Genomic DNA, 20073 nt, shown 5'->3' with positions numbered 1-20073 from the left:
CGGGCACCTAGCCTTTGGCCATGCAGTCGTTGGATGCCGTCCTCATCGCTGCGGACGACGCCCGCGTCCGTGACCTCTGGTCGCGGCTACAGGACGCGGGACTACCCTCGCGGGGCGATCACCGATCCTCCTCGAACCGACCGCACCTGACCCTCACCTCTGCTCCCGCCTTCTCGCCTGCCTGCATCACGTACGCCGAGTCGCTGGCTGACCGCCTGCCAATGACTCTCCCGGTGGCCGGGTTGCGCTTCTTCGACACCAGCAACATCACCCACCTGCTACTCACTGGCGGCGATTGGCTGGACAACAAGGTTCAGGAGCTACGTGAGCGAGCCGGCGACCCGCACCGAGATCGGCCGTGGACCCCACACATCACGCTGTCCGGACGCCTATCACCCACGCAGGTGACGCGCGCACGGGACGTGCTGATCGACGTACCAGGAGAGGTGACACTGGCGGCCATCACCCACTGGGATCCCCAGACCCGGCGGGTGCGACCTATCTAGAGATCGACGGTGTCGTTCTCACCGACGTCGGGGCGCTTGCCGGTGACCCGGGCCTTGACCAGGTCGATCATCAACGCCGCCTTGTTCTCGACGCTCCAGTACTCCGCACCATCGACCTCGACGGTGAGGACCTGCACCTGCGGATCCTCCGGGCCGACCTCGAACCACGCTGCGACAGAGTCGTCCCAGAGTTCCTTGGCCTTCTCTGGATCCGACCCGACGCGACCGGTGCCGCTGAGCGAGACGAACGCGCTGCTGCTGCGGTAGGCGACATTCACCGGAGCCGCGGACTGCAGGTCCGAAACGGTTCCGGCCTCGGCCGTGACGATGAAGTACAGCGTCCCGTCGAACTGTGCTTCCTGGGTCGTCATGGGCCGGGACGTCAGGGCGCCGGTGCCCTCGTTGCGGGTCGTCACCATGGCGACCTTCTCGTCCTTGATGAGGTCGTGGATGGTCTTCAGGTCTTCGTCGCGCGCCATGGTCACACCACCTCCGCCGAGCTCGGCCGCGCCTCTTGGACCTGTGGTGTCCCGGCTGTCTCGTCCTGCTTCAACGCGGAGATCTCGTCGAGCAACCGGTCACGTTCGGTGTCCGACACGCTCACCCCGGCAGCCTGCAGACCCTCGAGCAACTTGTCCTCGATCTTCTCGTCCGTCGCGCTGTAATCCCACGAGGTGACCGTGTCGACCACCTTCTGGGCGGCCTCGACGGCCGCGCTCATCTCTGCCTCGGATGTGCTGTCACTTGTCATGCTCCCGACAGTAGGAACGCATCAGGCGCGTGTGAGCCTCCCTAAGGCCACAGTCGCCAACGGCAGATACGGCAGTACGACGATCGCCGGACCCTCCGCGATCAACGTCGCGACCGTCTGGTCGCCATCGGTCCTCAGCAGATGGGTCATCTCGACGGCCGACCCGAGCAGGCTTGCGCGCCAAACCCATTGCCGCGCAGCGGTATCCACTGACAGCACCTCGAACGGGACACCAACTCCCAGCAACCCCTGGACGGTCCCCCTCAGTCCAGGGGCCAGAGTGCGCTGATCGCAAAGAACCCCGCGGATCTGCGGCGACCAATCGGGCCATGCGTCCAGGTCGACGTACCGATGCCACGCCACCTCAAGAGGGGCGTCTCCGCGGACGGCGACCTGACGACGCATCAGGCGTTGACAGCTGCGACCGGCTCGCCGCCAACCATCAACGCGCCGTACTCCAACGCCGCCAGGAGGTCATCCAGCTCCAGATCCTCATAATCTGCGAGAATCTCGTCGTACGTCATGCCCGAGGACAGCAGATCCAACAGAAACTTGACTGGGTAGCGAAGCCCGCGCACGACCGGCTGCCCATGACAGATGTCCGGGTCGGACGTGACACGGTCAAGACGGCTCATACCCGACATTTTACGAGGTATGAGCCGCCATGGATACGCATCAAGCGTTGACAGCCGCAACCGGCTCGCCCGTGACCGGACCTTCGGTATTGGACTCCCAACCCAACTGCGGCGCAACGTGTTTGGCGAAGCTGTCCAGCACGTGCAGGTTGTAGTCGACTCCCAACTGGTTGGGAATCGTCAGCATCAATGTGTCCGCAGCCATGACGGCTTCGTCCTGCTGCAACTGCTCGATCAGCTTGTCCGGCTCGGCCGCGTAGGTCTTACCGAACGTGGACCGGAACCCGTCGATGACCCCGATCTGGTCGCCGTCGTTCGCCTGCCCGAAGTAGGCGGCATCCTGCGCGTTCACGATGGGGAACACACTGCGGGACACCGAAACTCGCGGCGACCCGGTGTGGCCGGCCTCGGCGTACGCCGCGCGGAACCGGTCGATCTGCTCCTTCTGCAGGGCGGCGAAGGACTCACCGTTCGCCTCGGTCAGGAGGGTCGAGGACATCAGGTTCAGGCCCAGCTTGCCGACCCACTCCGCCGTCTCGCGGGTGCCCGAACCCCACCAGATGCGGTCGATCAGACCCGGTGCGTGCGGTTGGACCGGCAGTCGGGTGCCCTGGGGTGCTCGCTGCGGGTCGGCGTCCACCATTCCCGCGCCCTGGATGGCAGCCAGGAACGTCGCGAACTTCTCGCGCGCGATGTCGCCGCCCCGCGGGTCCTGGGCGCCGGTGTAGCCGAACGCCTCGTAACCGCGCACTGCGGTCTCGGGTGAACCCCGCGAGATGCCGATCGCGATGCGTTGGTCGCTGAGCAGATCCAGCGCGCCCAACTCTTCGGCCAGGTAGAGCGGGTTCTCGTAACGCATGTCGATGACACCGGTACCCACCTCGATCCGGGAAGTGCGTGCCGCGATCGCCGACAACACCGGGATCGGCGCTGCGGCCTGCCGCTCGAAGTGATGGACGCGGAAGTAGGCGCCGTTGACGCCGATCGAGTCCGCTCCGACGCCGAGCTCGACGGCCTGCTTCAACGCGGCGGCCGCATCGCGGGTCTGGGAGCCGGGGAAGCGGCCGTAATGACCGAAACTGAGGAATCCGAATGCCTTCATAGAATCTTCAACTACTTTTCCTGGTCAGATGTTCCGCGGCGAGGTGCCACCCTGTTCCATCCTGATACGCCAGCCCCTGCTCCCGGAACCCCTCCAGCCACCCGCCCATCGGCCACCAGCCCCACCGCTGCGCGAAGAGGTTCGCGTTGCGCACGATGTCGTCGAGGTGCGACACGGGCGGACTCTGCGTCTCGTGCCATTGGTGCAGTGCGGCGGCGCCACCGGTCCAGATCATCGATCCACCGCACCGTCCCAGCCGCTGCCCGAAGTCGGTGTCCTCGCCTCCGTACCCGACGTACGCCGTGTCGAACCCACCGATCGCTGTCCAATCCGACCACCCCAGAGCAAAGTTCAGTGACCAGAACCTGGTGAGGTCGGGCTCGACCAGCACCTCACCGGGATCGAGGACGGGTCGGTCCCGGTCCGGCACCGCCATCACCGACAGGACCTCGGGTGCGGCCACCGGGTAGTCACCCGGGCCCTCCATGCGTGGCAGGCGAGCCGTCGCTCCGCACCATACGGCCGGGTACTGCCCGGCGCCGCGCCGTTCACCGACGGCGTGTGCATACTGCCCGATCAGCGACGGCGTCGGCAGACAATCCACGTCGAGGAACACCAAGACGTCGGCCCCGCCATCCAACGCGATCTCGGCGGCACGATTGCGAGCCGCCGCCAGCGGTAGGCCGACCGGATCGGCAGCGACCTGCGCCAACACCACGGGCGGCCCGTAACCCTCGACGTCACTCAGCGCTCGGCGTACCTGAGGATCGTTCATCGCCACCACGACGTGCAGGTCCGCAGCACGCTCACTGGTGAGCAGCGCCCGCCGTTGGTTGCGCAGGTGCTCATGGCGGCCGTGCACGATCGTCAGCACGGCGATCACGCTGCCACCTCCCGCAGTACCTGTGCCGCCCCCGCGGCCCCGCTGCCCAGCCAGCTCGACCAGTGCCGGCCGCCGACGTCGATGGCACCGGACAACAAGTGCGGCCACTGCCCGACCTCAGGCCAGGTCGGAGCGCCAACGGCCAGACCGAGTCGGCGCAGCGCCCCGACCGTCGCCTGCTGTTCCCCGTGCGGCCGCTCGTCGGCGAACACCACCGCCGGTGCGCGGGCGACCGCCAGGTCGGCGACCGCCCCCTGACCCGCGTGGGACACCACGACCTCGGCCCGCTGAAGCTCCAGCCAGAGCTGCTCCGGGGGCAGGTCCGACGCGATCACCCACTCGTGGTCCGGCGCGCCCGACATCAATGAATTGCGCTGTGCGGCGGTCAGATCCGCGCCGCCTGATCCCCAGATGACCAACGCTCGACCGGTCTCCCGCAACTGCGGATCGGGTTCACGTCCGGCGAACCTCGAGATCCCCCCGACGTACGTCGTGTGGTCACCCCCGGCGACCGAGTCGGGGTGCGCGGCGGCCGGCCAGGGAGCGATGATGGCACTGGCCAGGTCGTACCCCAACCGGTGGGCGCGATCTCTGCGATCACCCGGCATCGCGGTGACCACGACCGGGACGGCGAGCAGCCGGAAGAGCGCCGCCACCTCCACCGAGACGTCCACGAGTACCGCGCGGGGTGCGGCAGTGAGAACCCACTGGGCGACCGCCCGTTGCCGCGCGCGGAATCCGGGGCGCAGCGGCGCGAAGTGCAGTGCTCCCCCGGCATCGGTCTGTGCTTCGGGCGCAGCGGTGTCATCCTCGGCGGGGTCATCGGGCGGCAGTTGCAGCCACTCACCGGGCCACCCGTCAGGGCGCGGAAGAGTGCTCAAACCGGTGATGGGACAGTGCAATTCGCGAGCAATCTGGGTGGCCCGGGCCAGGTGACCCCCGCCGACGTGGTGCACGTAGAACCCGATCACGACGCGCTCGCGCGGGCGCGCTCCGCGACGACCTGCGCCACGACCGGCAACGTCGCGCGCTCCTTCAGAACCGCGGTCTTCCGCCCTGCGCCGAAGATCGCCCGATCCCTGGTGTGTTGCACCGTCACCGCGTGGCCGCCGCGCGCGCCCATGCTTGCGATGGCGTCGAGCCAGGGCATCGTCAGTTGCACGGGCTCGTGGATCCGGACGCGGAACCGGCAGCGGTCGACGACCTCTTGCGGGGGCTCGCCGGCGTGCACCCGCGGGTCGCCCCCCAGGGCACGCAACGACGCTTCATCGGCGCTGCCGCCGAACCAGACCCCGGCGTCGTTGCTACCCAGCCAACTAGGCACGGCCACCAGCACCTGACCCAGCGTCCAGTCGCCCACATCAGCCTCGATGACCACATCGGGGATGGCGTGCACGAGTCCGTTGCCGCGGATCGCGGGATGGGTCAGGCGGGTCGCCAGATGGGCGGTCTCGTAGTTCTTCAGCGTCACGAGGTCGTCGGGGCGCCCGGCGATGTCGGGACCGTCATGCCACGCGACCGCCTCGGGCAGATGCCGCAGGGTCGCGCCGGCCAGCCAGCACCGCTGCGCCAGCTCCCAGTCCTCACCGCCGTACGCGACGAAGCTCTCGTCGAATCCGCCGATGCTGCAGAGGAACTGACGGTCGACACTCATCACCGCACTGATGACGAAGCGGAAGGACAGGTCATCGGCCGCACGAAGATCGTCGGTGTCCCGATAGCCCTGTGCCAGCCATTCTGGATCCGTCAGTTGCGGCGGTGGCTGCCCGTCGCCGCGCAGCCAGTCGCGCACCTCGTCGCCGGCCCAGTCGGTGAGATCCACGTGCCGACGAGTGCCCACCACGACGCTGCGAGGCGTGGTGGCATGCAGCATCTGCTCCAGGTAATCGCGGGCCGGCACCAGGTCGGCGTCGAGGAAACAGACCACCTGACCCATCGCCGTACGCAGACCCAGGTTGCGCGCCGCAGCCGCCCGGAACCCACGCCGGGGTTGCCGCACGACCTGCCCGGTGAGGCCGTCCCACTCGATGCGCGGCGGTTGCGGTGACCCGTCGTCGGCGACGATGACCTCGAACTGCTCCGTCGGCAGAGTCTGCAACCGCAGGCCCGCTACCAATCGCTCGAGGCGCTGCGGGGCGTTGTAATAGGGCACCACCACACTCACCAACGGATTGCTCACGCGAGGGCCTCCAGCCGGGCTGCGACCTGGGCGCTGCTCGGCCCGATGGCCACCTGGTCCAGCCAGGTCAGCGCCGGTTGCACGATGGCGTCCTGGATCGCCCGCCGCAGTTGCCCCGGACCGGCCACGACACGCAGCGAACCGGGCATTCGCCCGACCAGTTCGGTCGCGTAGGAGGACTCCGGGGCGATCGGTCGGCGACCTGCGGCCAGCCAGGTGTTGATGGATCCCGAAGCGGAGAGGTGCTGATGGGGCGCGACCGGGACGTCGACGGCCGTCAGGGCCGCTCCGAGTTCGGCGTCGGCCAGCCAACCGGTGATCGTCAGATCGATGTCCTGGGCCCGCGCCCTGGCCGCCAACGCCGGCAGCAGGTCCTCGTGCCCGGCGGCAACCGTTCCCAGGTTCACCACCCGCACCGACAATCCCGCGACGGCGTCGATGACCTGCTCCAGGCCCTTGCCCGGGTAGAGGTAGCCCAGCACCCCGACGACCGGGTCGGCCGCCGCCCGGCCGGCGGCGCCGACCGAAGGCGCCCGATCGGCGTACGGCGAGGGATCGATGGGCAACGGGATGACCACGGGACGTACGCCGGGTGCCAGGTCCGCGAGCAGCCGCGCCTCGTGCTGGCTGCTGACCACGACGACGTCAGCGCACGCGACCACCCGCGCATAGCCAGCTCGCCGCCGGTCCCACGCGGCGCCGTCGCTGATCTGCGGCAGGTCATGCAGGACCACCACGCGGCGGTCCGCACCGGCGAGCATCCGATCCAGGACCGCCGCGGCGTGCACGGCATCGGTGCCGAAGAGCCGGTCGGTGAACTGCACGATCACCCTGCGGCCGGCGACCAGACCCGGATCGGGCGGCTCCGGGCTCGCGTGCACCTGCCCCGTGCCGGCTTCGGCCACCACCTGGCCATGTCGCACGACACCGTGCCGCGGCGGGCCGACCAGGACGTGCACAGGCGGCCCGCTCACTGCGGCTCCGTCTGCTGGTCGGTCCATGTCACTGCGGCGCGGGTCGCTAACTCCAGAGCCTCGGGCTGATCCCGCAGCCACTCCAGGTGGGCCTGGGCGATGACGTCGTCGTCGACCGGCTCGCCGTCGACGACCCAGTGCGTTCGGGGTTCAGCCTCCAGGGCCAACGCCTCGAGGGTCGCGGGCTCGATCGGTGCATAGATCGACCGCAGGAGTTCCCGGCCGGGATCGGTGACACCGTCCGGGACGCCGAGCCGTTCCAGGATGCGACGCGCGACACCTATCAGTACGGCGTTACCCGGATGATTGATGGTGTTGGTGGCCCGGGAGCCAGCTGCTTCGAAGAGGTCGTCAGCGCGAACGGTGTGCGAGCGTGCTTGGCGCACAGTCAATTCCGCGCGGCTGCGTGCAGCGACCTGCCGGATGCCGGGCAGCGTCAGCCCCGGCTCGGGCAGACCGGCGGCCCGGGCGATCGTCCGGACGTCGTAATAGGGCACCACCGGAGGGTCCGGCACCTGCGCCGAGCGGGCGAGCACGTGATATGGGTGCAGCCCGCTCCACCGCAGCACCGGGAACATCACTAGCGGGGCACCGTCGGGCAACAACGCGTGCACCTGCGCTGTGCCAAGCGGCAGTCCCCGGTAGCCGTCGGCCACCGGCTGGGCGATGAGTGTCTTCGCGGCGCGATAGGTGCGCTCGAGGTGTTCCATGTCGCTGTCGACGAGTTCGTGCACCGGCGGTACGCGAACCGTTGCCGGCACACTGTCGTCCAGCAGGATCCGGATCGCCTCGGCCTGACAGTTGCCGTGCACCACCGCGAAGTTCTCCGGCAGCGGCGTCAGGCCGTAGAACGTGCCGTAATGCTGGGTCCGGGCATCGGGCGCGTTCACCGGGCACCTGCTCTCGCCTGCACCAGGTCTTCGTAGAGCCGCCGATGCACCTGTTGGCTACCGCGATCGGTTCGCTCACGGTGCGCTGCCCACCTCGCGGCCTGCTTCACACTGCGACCGCGCGCAGCCTCGGCGACCGCAGCGGACAGGGCTACCTGCAGGGAGTGCGGCTCGGGGTCGTCACCGCACCAGTCGAACGTGTGCGCGCCGGACTGTTGCGCCAGATACCCGACGTTCCCGGCGACCGGCACGACACCGAGATCGCGGCATTCCTCCAACCATCCTGAATGGGTCCCCCACCGGTGCGGCAGCACCGACACCTGCAGTCCCCGCAGGTAGTCCCACAGTTCGCGATCGGTGAACCGCTCGTGCCACACGACCTCGACACCCTCCAGCGCGGCCACCTGGTCCAGCAGCGCCAGGGTTGACGCGTCGTACCGGGGGAAGCCCTCGTCCCGGATCTCCGGGTGGGCATGGACGACCAGTTGTGCGTCGTGCCCGTCCTCCCGCAACCGGCGCACAGCCCCAGCGACCGCAGGCACGCACCCGCGAGCAACGTTGGCCCGCAGGCTTTTCAGATGAATGCCCACCCGGATCCGGTCAGGCACGACGCGAGCACTCCCGCGGATCATGGCCAGCGAGACCATCCGGGGGTGGGGCAGCACCAACGCCTGCCGGCCGAACTCGCGCCGGATCTGCTGAGCGGCCCCGGGGGTGAGAGTGACCAGTACGTCCGCTGCGGCGAGGAGCACCGCCAACTGCTGGCGGTAGACGCGCTGATCGCGCTGGTGCGGCAGTTGGAGGTCGTGCACCGTGATGACCAGTGGAAGGTGCAGACTCTGCAGTGTCCTCGCCCAGGTGGCGAGTTCGTCCGGAGAACAACCCTCAAAGCCGAAGTGCAGATGGACGAGGTCGAACTGCTGGCGGTGCTGTCGCAGCCAGTCCGGCACCAATGCGGGCGACGGCGCCCACGGGTGTTGCTCCGGCCCGCGATCAGGGACCACGGTCACCGCCGCGGCGTCGGTGCCGATGGCGAACCGCACGTACCGGTGGTCGCCGGGAATCGTCAGAACCCGCAGTCCGCGGTCACGATCAAGCGGAGTAGGTATGCGCTCCAGCAGAGGCAAAGTCGTTCCCTCCCAGTATGATTCGCCGGTAGGTGCGGAGATAGTCAGCGCTCATCCGCTGGACCGAGAAGTGTCGCTCCGCGCGCCGCCGAATGCGGATGCGGGAGAGCGCCTGGGCCTCACCCACCGCCTCGGCCGCAGCCCCGACGCTGCCGGCGGGCACAGCGATTCCACCGTCGACGCCGAGGATCTCGGGCAGACCGCCCCGCGCGAACGCGACCACGGGCGTGCCACAGGCCATGGCCTCGGCGGCCACGAGCCCGAACGGCTCGTCCCAGACCGGGGTCACCAGCGCGGCAGCGCATCGACCGACCAGGTCGGACAGACGGTCCTCGGCCAGATGCCCGGCGTAGCGGATCGGACCGCCCAGCAGCGGCAGTACCTGCTCGCTGAAGTACCGCCGGTCGCTGATCGGGCCGGCCAGGTGCAGGGCCCGGCCCGCGCGGCGGGCGATCTCGATGGCCAGGTGCGGCGCCTTCTCCGGCACCATCCGCCCCGACCAGACGAGGTCATCACCACCGGGGCCCGGTCGCCACACGTCGGTGTCGACTCCGTTGTGGACCACCTCAGCGTCGATGACGTGATCCCACGATGCTGCGGTGAAACCGCTGACAGCGCAGGCATGTTGACCCTTGGCAGGAGCCAACTGGAAGGCAGACTCCATCCATGCGATGGGCGGGGTGTGCAATGTCGTCAGGACCGGTACGTCGAGCAGACCGCTGAGGGCGATCGGCAGGTAATGCAGGCTGTGGTTGTGCACGATGTCGAACGGCTGGGTGCGTTGCAGCTGAAGCATCAACTCCAGGTACGCATGGTGCACCACGACATGGTCACCGCTACCCATGGACTCCATCGAGCGCGACGGCGGTTGCGGGGCCACTGGATTGATGACCGTTACGCCGGGCCCGCAATTGGTGCCCGGCGCCGCGAAGACCGTGACGTCGTGCCCTTCCGCCGACAGCCGGTCGGCCAGATGCCACGTCGCGCTTTCCAGCCCACCTGCGAATGGCGGACCGATCGCGAATCGCGTGTGACCGATCAGCAGGATCCGCACCCAGGCCTCCGACTTGTCGATAGCAAGCCGACCCTCGGCCCCCTGGCAAGTTACCCAGCAGATGGCCCGATCAGGGCCCGGTAGGCCGCCAGCGCATCCTTTGGCATATCACCCGCACGGGTGAGTTGGTCCAGGCAGCGCAGCGTGATGCCTACCGACCGGTAGACGCCATGGGCAATGAGGGCAAGGGAATTCAGCTGCCGGGCGGTCCAGTCCGCCGTTGTTGTCAGGTCCCGGACGTAGAGCAGGTCCGCCTCGACCAGTTGCCGCGCATCCGCTTCCCAGGAGTCGGCCCACTGCGTGGGTGCCAACGGCCAGGTGCGGACGCTGACGAACGCCGCCGGTCGCAGGCCCAGCTCGCGCAGCACCCGATCGACGTCGCCGAACGTCGGAGCACCCTCGTAGAGCCGGTGGAATCCGACCTCCGTCTGCACCGCAACGCAGTCGCGAAGCCGCTCCCGACCTCCCTCCAGCACCGCGAGCTCGCCACCCTGGACGTCCATCTTCAGCAGATCGACCCCGTCGATCTCCTCGATGTCGTCCAGGCGCACGGTGGCGACCTGTTCCCGGTCGACAACCTGCGCCAGTTTCGGGAAGTCGGTGAGCAAGTCCAGTTGTCGCGGGTCGGGCTCCAGGAGGCTGCTGAAGCCGTCCGAGGCGCAGATCCGTAGCTCGTGGGTGTCCCCGTCGCCGACTGCGTAGGGCAGATAGGTCTCGTGGGGTCCGGCCAACTGCTGCAGTCTGGCCAACGCCTCGCGCTGGGGTTCGAAGCCGACGACGCGCCCGAGCCCGGTGGCCAGCAGCGAGGCATACTGCGGCTCGTCGTCGATCGGGTTGGCGCCGATGTCGACGATCCGCACGGGTTCCGGATCGCCCAGCAACCCAGCCAGCGATTGCAGACTCCCGGTGTCACTGGCCCTGCGGTATTCCTCCAACGCGGGCCGAGGACCGTCGGTCATGCGACTCCTTCTTCCGAGCCGCGCAACGCCATCCAGCCGCCCACGACCCAGTCCGCACCCCACAGCGAACCGACGACTTGTCCGTCGAGGTACTCCCGCAACAGCGTGACCCGGGCCTGATCGTCGAGTCGGGCGAGCTTGGGGTCCGAGGAGATCTGGGACAGGTACGGCGCGTGGTCGTCCACCAGCCAGATCGTGCGGCCCGTGCGCGACCGGATCGCTGCCTCCAGCAGCGGCAATTGGGCCTGCAGGTCCGAGCCGAAGACCACCGGAACGGCACCGTCGGCCGGTCGCAACCGCTGCGCCACTCCAATCGCATCTCCTTGTCCCACAACCACTTCCAGCGCCATCGCGCGGTCTACCGCTTCGTGGATACGGTCCCAGCGTTCGGCATCGTCGGGCGGGCAGTGCGCGATCAACCAGTCCCGCAGCCGTGGGTCGGCGAGTCGCTGTGGCGCCGGGTCGAAGCCCCTGCGGCGCACCACACGGTGCGGCGACAGCAACGAACCGCCGGCCGGTCGCCCCACCAGATCGGTGACCACCTCGACCCCGGCACGGGCGTGCACATTCAGCAGATCCAGCTGCATCGGTGCCCCCTCGGCGTAGGTCGCGAGCACGTTGAGCATCCGCCAGCCGGGTTCGGGGTCGTTGGCCTCGCGGGGCAACAGGCGGGTGTCCAGTAGCAGGGTGCGGTGATCTCGCAGGAACTCCACGAAGAGTTGCTGGGCCCGCGCGTCCGGCTGCAACCGCCCCCCGGCGGAGGCGTAGTAGTGCGCCAGTTCGTCGCGGCCGCGCCGTTGCAACACCGTGTAGTGGACCGCCCGCAACAACAGGTCCACGTCGGCAGCGCCCACCACCGGCCACCCACGGGCGGCGAGGGACTCGAAGGCTTCGCGCTCGGCGTACGAGCCATGCGCGATGCCCTGGCACAACGCCCGGTAGAGGGCACTGGTCGGATAGTCCGGGGTGGCGGCAGCGAACGCCCGCAACGTTGCGGACGCGTCGTACCAGCCAGTCATATACCCAGCCTACGGTGGCAGGATGTGAGCGTGATCTCTTCGAACAAAGCCCTGTCCGATCTGCTGGGCGTCGACGAGCAGCTGACCGAGTCCGAACGTGACCTGATCGCTCTCGTACGCCGATTCGCGGACGACCGCTTGCGACCGCACCTGGCGCAGTGGTTCGAGGAGGGAACTGTCCCGGCGCGGGATCTGGCGAAGGAACTGGGTGCCCTCGGGCTGCTCGGGATGCACCTGGACGGGTACGGCTGCGCGGGGTCGACCGCCACCGAATACGGCCTGGCGTGCCTGGAGATGGAGGCCGCCGACTCCGGTCTGCGCAGCCTCGTATCGGTGCAGGGATCGCTGGCGATGAAGGCGATTCACGCCTTCGGCAGCGAGGAGCAGAAGCAGGAATGGCTGCCCCGGATGGCGGCCGGTGAGGCGCTGGGCTGCTTCGGTCTGACCGAGCCGGACTTCGGCTCCGACCCCGGCGGGATGCGCACCCGGGCCACCCGCGACGGTGACGACTGGATCCTCAACGGCTCCAAGATGTGGATCACGAACGGCTCGGTGGCGGACGTCGCGGTGGTGTGGGCGCAGACCGACGACAAGATCCGCGGCTTCGTAGTCCCCACGGACACAGCAGGTTTCGAGGCCCATCCGATCAAGCACAAGATGTCATTGCGGGCCTCGGTGACTGCGGAGTTGTCGTTCAGTGACCTGCGACTGCCGGCCGATGCGGTGCTGCCGGAGGTGAAGGGTTTGCGCGGTCCGCTGACCTGTCTGTCCGAAGCACGCTTCGGCATCGTCTTCGGCTCGATCGGCGCCGCTCGCGACTGCCTGGAGACGGCCATCGACTACGCGCAGACCCGTACGGTCTTCGACAAGTCGCTCGCGAGTTACCAACTGACACAAGCGAAACTGGCTGACATGGCCGTGGAGTTGCAGAAGGGCATCCTGCTCGCGCTGCACCTGGGCCGGACCAAGGACAACGGTGGGGTGAGCAACGAGCAGGTCAGCGTCGGCAAGCTCAACAACACCCGCGAGGCCATCCAGATCGCCCGCACCTGCCGCACGGTCCTGGGCGCCAACGGCATCACGTTGGACTACCCGGTGATCCGGCATGAGAACAACCTGGAGTCCGTGCTGACCTACGAAGGCACCCCCGAGGTGCACCAGTTGATCATCGGGCAGGCACTGACCGGCGCTAACGCCTTCCGCTGAGCCGGCCCGCCCGTAGGGTTGGAGCATGTTCAAGGTCATGCTCTTCCTGCACCTGCTGACCGCTATTTTCGCGATCGGCCCGCTCGTCCACGCGGTCACCACTGCATCCCGCGGGTTGCGCCGCTCCGACCCCGAAGCGATCGCCGCGTCGTCACGCATGACCAAGGTCTACGCCGGTGCGTCGATCCTGACCGTCATCTTCGGCTTCGGCCTGATGTCGTCGACCTCGCCGTACACCGGCAAGAAGGTCGCCTCGTTCAGCGAGCCGTGGATCTGGATTTCACTGCTGCTGTGGCTGATTGCCGCTGGAATCGCCATTGCTGTCGTCGTTCCCGCGCTCGACAAGGCCAGTGACGCCTTCACCCTTGCCGGCGCCGCATCCGCGGTCGACGCCGAACCTACACCTTCTTCAGCAGTCGCCCGGGTCGCTGCCAGTGGCGGTGTCGTCGGGATCCTGATGGCTGTGGTGGTCGCGCTGATGGTGTGGCAGCCGGGCCACTGATCCAGTTCAGGCGCGGGCGACCAGGATGTGCTCGGCGATCTGCACGGTGTTCAGCGCCGCGCCCTTGCGCAGGTTGTCGTTGCTGACGAACAGCACCAAGCCGCGACCGTCCGGGACCGCCTGGTCCTGACGGATCCGTCCGACGTACGACGGGTCGGCGCCTGCCGCCTCCAGCGGAGTGGGCACGTCCACAACTTCCACTCCTGCTGCAGCAGAAAGGATTTCGGTGGCCCGCTCAGGAGTGATCGGTGCAGAGAACTCGGCGTGGATCGACAGCGAGTGGCCGCTGAAGACCGGCACCCGCACGCAGGTTCCAGACACCAGCAGGTCCGGCAGGCCCAGGATCTTGCGCGATTCGTGACGCAGCTTCTGCTCCTCGTCGGTCTCCCCCGAGCCGTCCTCGACGATGGAACCCGCGAGCGCCAGCACGTTGAAGGCGATCGGCGCGACGTACTTCTTGGCGGGTCCGAGATCAACGGCCGATCCGTCGTACGTCAATCCCTCGAGGTTGCCCTCGACGCCCTGGCGGACCTGGCCGGCCAACTCCTCCACACCGGCCAGCCCGGAACCGGACACGGCCTGGTAGCTGGAGACGAACAGGCGCACCAGCCCGGCCTCGTCGGCCAGCGGCTTGAGCACCGGCATCGCGGCCATCGTGGTGCAGTTCGGGTTGGCGATGATGCCCTTGGGCGGGTCGGCGATCTCCGGGGCGTTCACCTCGGTGACCACGAGCGGCACCTCGGGGTCCTTGCGCCAGGCGGAGGAGTTGTCGATGACGGTGACCCCGGCAGCGGCGAACCGCGGCGCCTGGGCCAGGGAGGTCGACCCACCGGCAGAGAAGATCGCGATGTCCAACCCGCTGGGGTCAGCGTCGGCAACGTCCTCCACGACCAACCGATTGGAGCCGAACTCGATCTCCCGGCCGGCCGAACGCGACGAGGCGAACAGGCGCAGCGAGGCCAGCGGGAAGTCGCGGTCCTGCAGCAACTGCAGCACCACCCCGCCTACCTGGCCGGTGGCGCCGACCACTCCGACGTGCAGACCGTTCTCGTCACCAAGGCTCATCGCCCGCTCCCTCCGTAGACGACAGCCTCTCCATCGGTGGAGTCCAGCCCGAAGGCGGAGTGCACCGCGCGGACGGCGTCGTCGAGTTGGTCGTCGCGCGTCACGACGGACACGCGGATCTCCGAGGAGGAGATCATTTCGATGTTGATGCCGGCGTCGGCGAGCGCCTGGAAGAGCGTCGCGGAGACCCCGGGGTGGCTGCGCATGCCCGACCCGATCAGCGACAACTTGCCGACCTGGTCATCGAATTGCAGTGTGTCGAAACCAATTTCGTCGCGGTTCGCCTGCAGCGCCTGCACCGCGAGCTGGCCGTCGGTCTTGGGCAACGTGAAGGAGATGTCTGTGCGGTTGGTGTCCAGCGCGGACACGTTCTGCACGATCATGTCGACGTTGATCTGCTCCTGAGCGATGATCTGGAAGACCTGCGCGGCCTTGCCCGGCTCATCCTTCAGACCAACCATGGTGATCTTGGCTTCGCTGCGGTCGTGTGCGACACCGGCGATGATCGGGTCTTCCACTCCAGGTTCTCCTTCGTTGTCGATGACCCAGGTGCCTTCGTGGTGGCTGAACGAACTGCGCACGTGGATCGGCACGCCGAACCGGCGGGCGTACTCGACGCAACGCAGCATCAGCACCTTGGCTCCCGAGGCCGCCATCTCCTGCATCTCCTCGTTGGTGATGCGGTCGATCTTGTGGGCGGTGGGCACGATGCGTGGGTCGGCGGTGAAGATGCCGTCGACGTCGGTGTAGATCTCGCAGACGTCGGCCTTCAGCGCCGCGGCCAGCGCGACCGCGGTGGTGTCGGAGCCGCCACGACCCAGCGTGGTGATCTCCTTGGTGTTCTGGCTGACGCCCTGGAAGCCCGCGACGATGACGATGTCGCCCGCGTCAAGTGCCTCGACGATCCGGCCCGGCGTGACGTCGATGATCCGGGCCTTGCCGTGCACGTCCTCGGTGATGACGCCGGCCTGAGACCCGGTGAAGGAGCGCGCACGGTCTCCCAGGTTCGCGATCGCCATCGCCACCAGGGCCATCGAGATGCGCTCCCCCGCGGTCATCAGCATGTCGAGTTCGCGCTCCGGCGGGGCCGGGGAGACGGCATCGGCGAGATCGAGCAGGTCGTCGGTGGTGTCACCCATGGCCGAGACCACGACGCACACCTGGTTGCCCGCTTTGCGGGTGTCGACGATGCGCCGCGCGACGCGCTTGATGCTGTCGGCGTCGGACAGGGATGAGCCGCCGTACTTCTGGACAACAAGGCTCACGAGTGGGGCACTTTCGGATCAGGGCACGCACGGACTCCCCGTGCACCGAAGATTTTACGGCCCCCTGACCAGTGCCTTTTCCGCCCGACCAGATGACGGGACCGGGCGGAAGTCTTACACCTGGATCGCGCGGCGGCCTTCGAATGCCCGCCCGAGGGTCACCTCGTCGGCAAATTCCAGATCGCTGCCCACCGGCAGACCGGAGGCGGGCCGGCTGACCGTCAGGCCCATGCCCTGCACCTGGCGCATCAGGTACGTCGCGGTGGCCTCACCGGTGATCGTCGGGTTGGTCGCGATGATGAGTTCCGCAACGGGTTCGGCACCGAGGCGTCGCATCAGTTCGGTCAGGTGGAGATCGCCCGGTCCGATGCCGTCGATCGGGTTGATGGCGCCACCGAGCACGTGATAGCGGCCCTTGAACTCGCCGGTGCGCTCGATCGCGACGATGTCCTTGGGTTCCTCGACCACGCACAGCAGCGTGTCGTCGCGGCGCGGATCGATGCAGATCCGGCACAACGGCCCCTCGGCGATGTTGAAGCAGCGCTCGCAGAACCGCACCTCTTTGACGGTGCCGAGCACGTCGATCAGTCGTTGCACGTCCGTCGGTTCGGCCTGCAGCAGATGGAAGGCGATCCGTCCCGCGGACTTCGGGCCGACGCCGGGCAGCCGGCCGAGTTCGTCGATCAGATCCTGCAGGACGCCTTCATACACATGCTCAGGGTAGACGGGTCAGGTTTCGACCGGGTGCTCGTTGTACTCGCCGGCCCGTTCCTGCCCGGACAGCGCGGCAATAGCGTCCATCACGTCATCCGTCGCGAGGCGCCGGGCCTTGCCAGCCGGCAGATCGGCGTACGTCGTGTGCGGAGTCTGCGGGGTCCCGAACCGGACCGTGAACGGGGCCCTGCGCACCCGGTTGGAGCCGACCGGTTGGACGTCGGGTGTTCCGATCACTGCGACCGGCACGATCGGGACCTGCGCGGTCAGCGCCAGGTAGGCCACCCCGGTGTGGCCGCGGTAGAGGCGGCCGTCACGGGACCGGGTGCCTTCGGGGTAAATGCCGAAGGCATGGCCGTCCTGCAGGATTTTCAGGCCCACCTCCAGCGACTTGATCGCGGCGCGGGAGTCGTCGCGGTTGACCGGCACCATGCCCATGCTGGTGAAGAAAACGCGCGACGCGGTGCCTTTGACGCCGGTGCCGGTGAAGTAGGAGTCCTTGGCCAGGAAGTGCACCTGCCGGGGCGCGGCCAGCGGGATGACGACCGAGTCGATGAACGACAGGTGATTGCTGGCGAGGATGACCCCACCGGTTGCCGGCACGTTCTCGCGGCCCTCGATCGTGGGTCGCCAGATTGCTTTGATCAGCGGCGCAACGACCGCTCGGGAGGTGAGGTAGAGCACCTAGGGCCGCCCGTCGACCTGTTCGTCGATGATCTTGGCGCCGAGCAGGTTCTGCACGACGGGAATGCCCAATTCGCCTTGTACGTCGATGTTTTCGTCGTCCAGGGATTCGATGGGATCGGCTTCCGCCACCGGTTCGGCACCGCGCGCACCCCGGTCGCGCTGCCGGGCCATCGCCTCGCGCGCCGCGGTGCGCGCTTTGTCGGCACCGTTGGCAGCGGTGGCCCGCCGCGCCTCGATGTCGTCGGCCGCCTCGCTGGCGGGTGGTGGGCTGCCGGCCGGTTGGCTGGTGGCCGGCTCGGCGTCGCCCTCGGTCGGCACGAGGTCCGCCTCGCCGGCGGTGTCCTGGGCCCAGTCGGGTGCCGCCGCGGTGTTGGCGGACCACTCCTGTTGCTGGGTGGGGCGAGTGTCCCGGTGTGATGCGGGTGGGCCTGATTCCGGCCGCGAAACCGGTTCGGGTGCTCCGGCGTTGGCAGACGGGGCGTTGACGGGCGGACTGTTGTCGGGGGCGGTGCTCGCAGGCGGGGTTGGCGGGTTGCCGGTTGCCTCGAAGCGTGCGGTCACGCGGACGTCGGCGCCGAGTTCGTCCCGGATCGCCTGCTGGATCAGCGCCGCGTGGGAGCCGCCGTCGAAACCGTTGGCCAGACCCTGGTTGCTGATCCCGAGTACGACGGTGCGGCCGTCGAACTCACTGACGCGCGCATGCTGGGTCACCATCGACCAGGTCACCCGGCGCATGCCCTTGACGCGTTCGACGACATCGGGCCACGCGCGGCGCACCATCTCCAGCGTCACCGCTCCCGGGTCGGCACCCTGGGCGACGACTGGCTCTGGCGCGACCACCGGCTCCTCGGCCGCGGATCCTTCGGCGGCGGGTCCTTCGGCGGGTTTGGGACGCGATGACCCAGCATCAGCAGAATCGTGGGGCATCCCGTCACGAAGTCGTACCCTGTCGCCGTTCGTCGTGGCCGTCGGTGTAGCTGCCACCGCCGCAGATGCTGTAGGTGCGCTCGCCGGCGCCGAAGGTGCGCCAGCCCCGGCCATGTCGAGGCGACGTTCGACGCGATCCAGGCGAGCGGCGTACCCCTCCTCGCCTGACACGGCAGGCAGCAGCACGCGTGCGCAGATCAACTCCAACTGCAGGCGGGGACTGGTGGCGCCGGTCATCTCGGTCAGCCCGGTGTTGACCACGTCCGCGGCCCGGGAGAGGGAGGCCGCGCCATACGCCGCTGCTTGCTCCCGCATCCGCGCCAACTGGTCCTCGGGCACTTCGCGCAGCACCTGCGCGGCACTCTCGGGGGCGGCAGCCACCAGGATCAGGTCACGCAACCGCTCCAGAAGGTCCTCGACGAACCGGCGGGGGTCGTGCCCGGACTCGATCACCTTGTCGACCTGGCCGAAGACGGCGGCGCCATCGCCCGCGGCGAAGGCGTCGATCGTGGCGTCGAGCAACTCGGAGTCGGTGAAGCCCAGCAGACTCGCTGCCCCGGCGTACGTCAGACCCTCCGGACCGGAACCGGCGATCAACTGGTCGAGCACGGACAACGAGTCACGCACCGAGCCGCCGCCGGCCCGGGTCACGAAGGACAGCACGCCCGGCTCGACCGCGATGCCCTCGGCTTCGCAGAGCGAGGCGAGGTAGTCGGCCAGCCGCGCGGGGGGCACGAGCCGGAAGGGGTAGTGGTGGGTCCGCGACCGGATGGTGCCGATGACCTTCTCCGGCTCGGTCGTCGCGAAGACGAACTTCACGTGCTCCGGTGGCTCCTCGACCACCTTCAGCAGGGCGTTGAAGCCAGCCGAGGTCACCATGTGCGCCTCGTCGATGATGTAGACCTTGTAGCGGCTCTGCGCCGGGCCGAAGGCGGCACGTTCGCGCAGGTCACGGGCGTCGTCGACACCACCGTGACTGGCCGCGTCGATCTCGATGACGTCGACCGTGCCCGGGCCACCACGGGCCAGTGCGACACACGATTCGCAGACACCGCACGGCGTCGGGGTCGGCCCCTGCTCGCAGTTCAGGCAGCGGGCCAGGATCCGGGCACTGGTCGTTTTGCCGCAGCCGCGCGGGCCGCTGAACAGGTAGGCGTGGTTGACGCGGCCGGTCTCGAGAGCCCGCATCAGCGGCACGGTGACGTGCTCCTGGCCGATCACGTCCGCGAAGTTCTCAGGACGGTAGCGGCGGTACAGGGCGATGCTCACCCGGCCAATCTAGTAGCGGTGACCGACAGGCTGGGATCGCGGATGTGAAGATCCCTCACGCACCTGGAAGAGCTCACCTGCCCTTGCTGCATTCCTGCCCTGGGGGAGTTCAGTGAGGTACCACCGCGTGAGGGACCACCCTGAGAGTAATGCGCGGGGTGACGCGGCTCCAAGTCCTGCCCGGTCGCACCGCCGTTCTGCAGGGGATCGACGTTCTGCAGGTCGGTTGCAGCGGCAGCTTCAAAGGGTCAGCGCAACACCCTGATTTGAAATGGGTGATGTGGATGTCCCGGCTTGGACCGTTGCGTGGTGACCAGCGCCGATTTTGGCGGCAGATCGCCGAGGGCAAGGAGACGGTG

23 protein-coding genes and 1 other RNA gene are annotated in these 20073 nt (G+C 68.3%); 4 read left to right on the top strand and 20 right to left on the bottom strand.

Annotation, left to right across the window (positions count from 1 at the left end; translation table 11 throughout):
• Positions 1-20: 20 nt before the first annotated feature.
• Entirely contained in the window at positions 21-506 is a 486-nt protein-coding gene (locus AZH51_RS14805) for a 2'-5' RNA ligase family protein (RefSeq protein WP_291525619.1), read from the top strand.
• On the opposite strand, the gene AZH51_RS14800 is transcribed toward AZH51_RS14805, so the two are convergent.
• The 14 genes from AZH51_RS14800 to AZH51_RS14735 form a co-directional block, all read right to left on the bottom strand.
• Positions 503-985 carry a pyridoxamine 5'-phosphate oxidase family protein gene (locus AZH51_RS14800; protein ID WP_291525618.1) on the bottom strand — a complete coding sequence of 161 codons (483 nt, stop codon included), beginning with the start codon at positions 983-985 and terminating at the stop codon, positions 503-505. The genes AZH51_RS14805 and AZH51_RS14800 overlap by 4 nt on opposite strands.
• A gap of 2 nt (positions 986-987) precedes the next feature.
• Entirely contained in the window at positions 988-1257 is a 270-nt protein-coding gene (locus tag AZH51_RS14795; RefSeq protein ID WP_291525617.1) for a hypothetical protein, read from the bottom strand.
• Between the two features lie 21 nt (positions 1258-1278).
• Positions 1279-1467 (bottom strand): hypothetical protein, encoded by a 189-nt coding sequence (locus AZH51_RS14790; RefSeq protein ID WP_291525616.1) that lies wholly within the window; start codon positions 1465-1467, stop codon positions 1279-1281.
• A gap of 194 nt (positions 1468-1661) precedes the next feature.
• Positions 1662-1892, bottom strand: a complete 231-nt coding sequence (locus tag AZH51_RS14785; RefSeq protein ID WP_291525615.1) for a DUF433 domain-containing protein — start codon at positions 1890-1892, stop codon at positions 1662-1664.
• Positions 1893-1932: 40 nt separating this feature from the next.
• The gene (locus AZH51_RS14780; RefSeq protein ID WP_291525614.1) at positions 1933-2994 is read right to left on the bottom strand and encodes an LLM class flavin-dependent oxidoreductase; all 1062 of its coding nucleotides are present in this window, start codon (positions 2992-2994) and stop codon (positions 1933-1935) included.
• A gap of 7 nt (positions 2995-3001) precedes the next feature.
• Complete coding sequence (locus AZH51_RS14775; protein WP_291525613.1) at positions 3002-3877, bottom strand: glycosyltransferase family 2 protein; 876 nt, start codon at positions 3875-3877, stop codon at positions 3002-3004.
• Positions 3874-4848, bottom strand: a complete 975-nt coding sequence (locus AZH51_RS14770) for a glycosyltransferase (protein WP_291525612.1) — start codon at positions 4846-4848, stop codon at positions 3874-3876. The genes AZH51_RS14775 and AZH51_RS14770 overlap by 4 nt, the downstream gene beginning before the upstream one ends.
• On the bottom strand, positions 4845-6056 hold the full coding sequence (locus AZH51_RS14765) for a glycosyltransferase family 2 protein (RefSeq protein WP_291525611.1): 1212 nt from the start codon (positions 6054-6056) through the stop codon (positions 4845-4847). Before AZH51_RS14765 ends, AZH51_RS14770 begins: the two co-directional genes overlap by 4 nt.
• The gene (locus AZH51_RS14760; protein ID WP_291525610.1) at positions 6053-7030 is read right to left on the bottom strand and encodes a hypothetical protein; all 978 of its coding nucleotides are present in this window, start codon (positions 7028-7030) and stop codon (positions 6053-6055) included. The genes AZH51_RS14765 and AZH51_RS14760 overlap by 4 nt, the downstream gene beginning before the upstream one ends.
• Positions 7027-7920, bottom strand: coding sequence for a WcbI family polysaccharide biosynthesis putative acetyltransferase (locus AZH51_RS14755; RefSeq protein WP_291525609.1), 894 nt, complete (start codon positions 7918-7920; stop codon positions 7027-7029). Before AZH51_RS14755 ends, AZH51_RS14760 begins: the two co-directional genes overlap by 4 nt.
• A complete protein-coding gene (locus tag AZH51_RS14750; RefSeq protein ID WP_291525608.1) occupies positions 7917-9047 on the bottom strand; it encodes a glycosyltransferase in 1131 nt (376 codons plus the stop codon). The genes AZH51_RS14755 and AZH51_RS14750 overlap by 4 nt, the downstream gene beginning before the upstream one ends.
• Positions 9013-10101: a glycosyltransferase family 4 protein gene (locus AZH51_RS14745; RefSeq protein ID WP_291525607.1), complete on the bottom strand. Its 1089-nt coding sequence runs from the start codon at positions 10099-10101 to the stop codon at positions 9013-9015. Before AZH51_RS14745 ends, AZH51_RS14750 begins: the two co-directional genes overlap by 35 nt.
• Positions 10102-10151: 50 nt before the next feature.
• Positions 10152-11060 carry an FkbM family methyltransferase gene (locus AZH51_RS14740; protein ID WP_291525606.1) on the bottom strand — a complete coding sequence of 303 codons (909 nt, stop codon included), beginning with the start codon at positions 11058-11060 and terminating at the stop codon, positions 10152-10154.
• Positions 11057-12079 (bottom strand): DUF2332 family protein, encoded by a 1023-nt coding sequence (locus AZH51_RS14735; RefSeq protein WP_291525605.1) that lies wholly within the window; start codon positions 12077-12079, stop codon positions 11057-11059. The genes AZH51_RS14740 and AZH51_RS14735 overlap by 4 nt, the downstream gene beginning before the upstream one ends.
• Before the next feature lie 24 nt (positions 12080-12103).
• On the opposite strand from AZH51_RS14735, the gene AZH51_RS14730 reads away from it, so the two are divergent.
• A complete protein-coding gene (locus AZH51_RS14730) occupies positions 12104-13285 on the top strand; it encodes an acyl-CoA dehydrogenase family protein (RefSeq protein ID WP_291525604.1) in 1182 nt (393 codons plus the stop codon).
• Between the two features lie 25 nt (positions 13286-13310).
• Entirely contained in the window at positions 13311-13787 is a 477-nt protein-coding gene (locus AZH51_RS14725) for a DUF2269 family protein (protein WP_291525603.1), read from the top strand.
• Positions 13788-13793: 6 nt separating this feature from the next.
• Here the strand turns inward: AZH51_RS14725 and AZH51_RS14720 are convergent, their stop codons facing one another.
• The 6 genes from AZH51_RS14720 to ffs form a co-directional block, all read right to left on the bottom strand.
• Positions 13794-14852: an aspartate-semialdehyde dehydrogenase gene (locus tag AZH51_RS14720; protein ID WP_291525602.1), complete on the bottom strand. Its 1059-nt coding sequence runs from the start codon at positions 14850-14852 to the stop codon at positions 13794-13796.
• The gene (locus AZH51_RS14715; protein WP_291525601.1) at positions 14849-16117 is read right to left on the bottom strand and encodes an aspartate kinase; all 1269 of its coding nucleotides are present in this window, start codon (positions 16115-16117) and stop codon (positions 14849-14851) included. The genes AZH51_RS14720 and AZH51_RS14715 overlap by 4 nt, the downstream gene beginning before the upstream one ends.
• A 114-nt stretch (positions 16118-16231) precedes the next feature.
• Complete coding sequence (gene recR / locus AZH51_RS14710) at positions 16232-16828, bottom strand: recombination mediator RecR (protein WP_291525600.1); 597 nt, start codon at positions 16826-16828, stop codon at positions 16232-16234.
• A gap of 18 nt (positions 16829-16846) precedes the next feature.
• Positions 16847-17515 carry a 1-acyl-sn-glycerol-3-phosphate acyltransferase gene (locus AZH51_RS14705; RefSeq protein WP_291525599.1) on the bottom strand — a complete coding sequence of 223 codons (669 nt, stop codon included), beginning with the start codon at positions 17513-17515 and terminating at the stop codon, positions 16847-16849.
• Positions 17516-19714: a DNA polymerase III subunit gamma and tau gene (locus tag AZH51_RS14700; protein ID WP_291525598.1), complete on the bottom strand. Its 2199-nt coding sequence runs from the start codon at positions 19712-19714 to the stop codon at positions 17516-17518.
• Between the two features lie 43 nt (positions 19715-19757).
• An RNA gene (gene ffs, locus AZH51_RS14695) (signal recognition particle sRNA small type) lies at positions 19758-19854 on the bottom strand.
• A 9-nt stretch (positions 19855-19863) separates the two neighbouring features.
• Here ffs and AZH51_RS14690 point away from each other — a divergent pair.
• Positions 19864-20073: hypothetical protein (locus AZH51_RS14690; RefSeq protein WP_291525596.1), on the top strand; the 210-nt coding region annotated here is incomplete at its 3' end.

Source organism: Branchiibius sp. NY16-3462-2, assembly GCF_001594145.1.
Lineage (GTDB): Bacteria > Actinomycetota > Actinomycetes > Actinomycetales > Dermatophilaceae > Branchiibius.
Note: the sequence above shows the minus strand (reverse complement) of the source record. Positions and strands in the feature narration are given on the sequence as shown.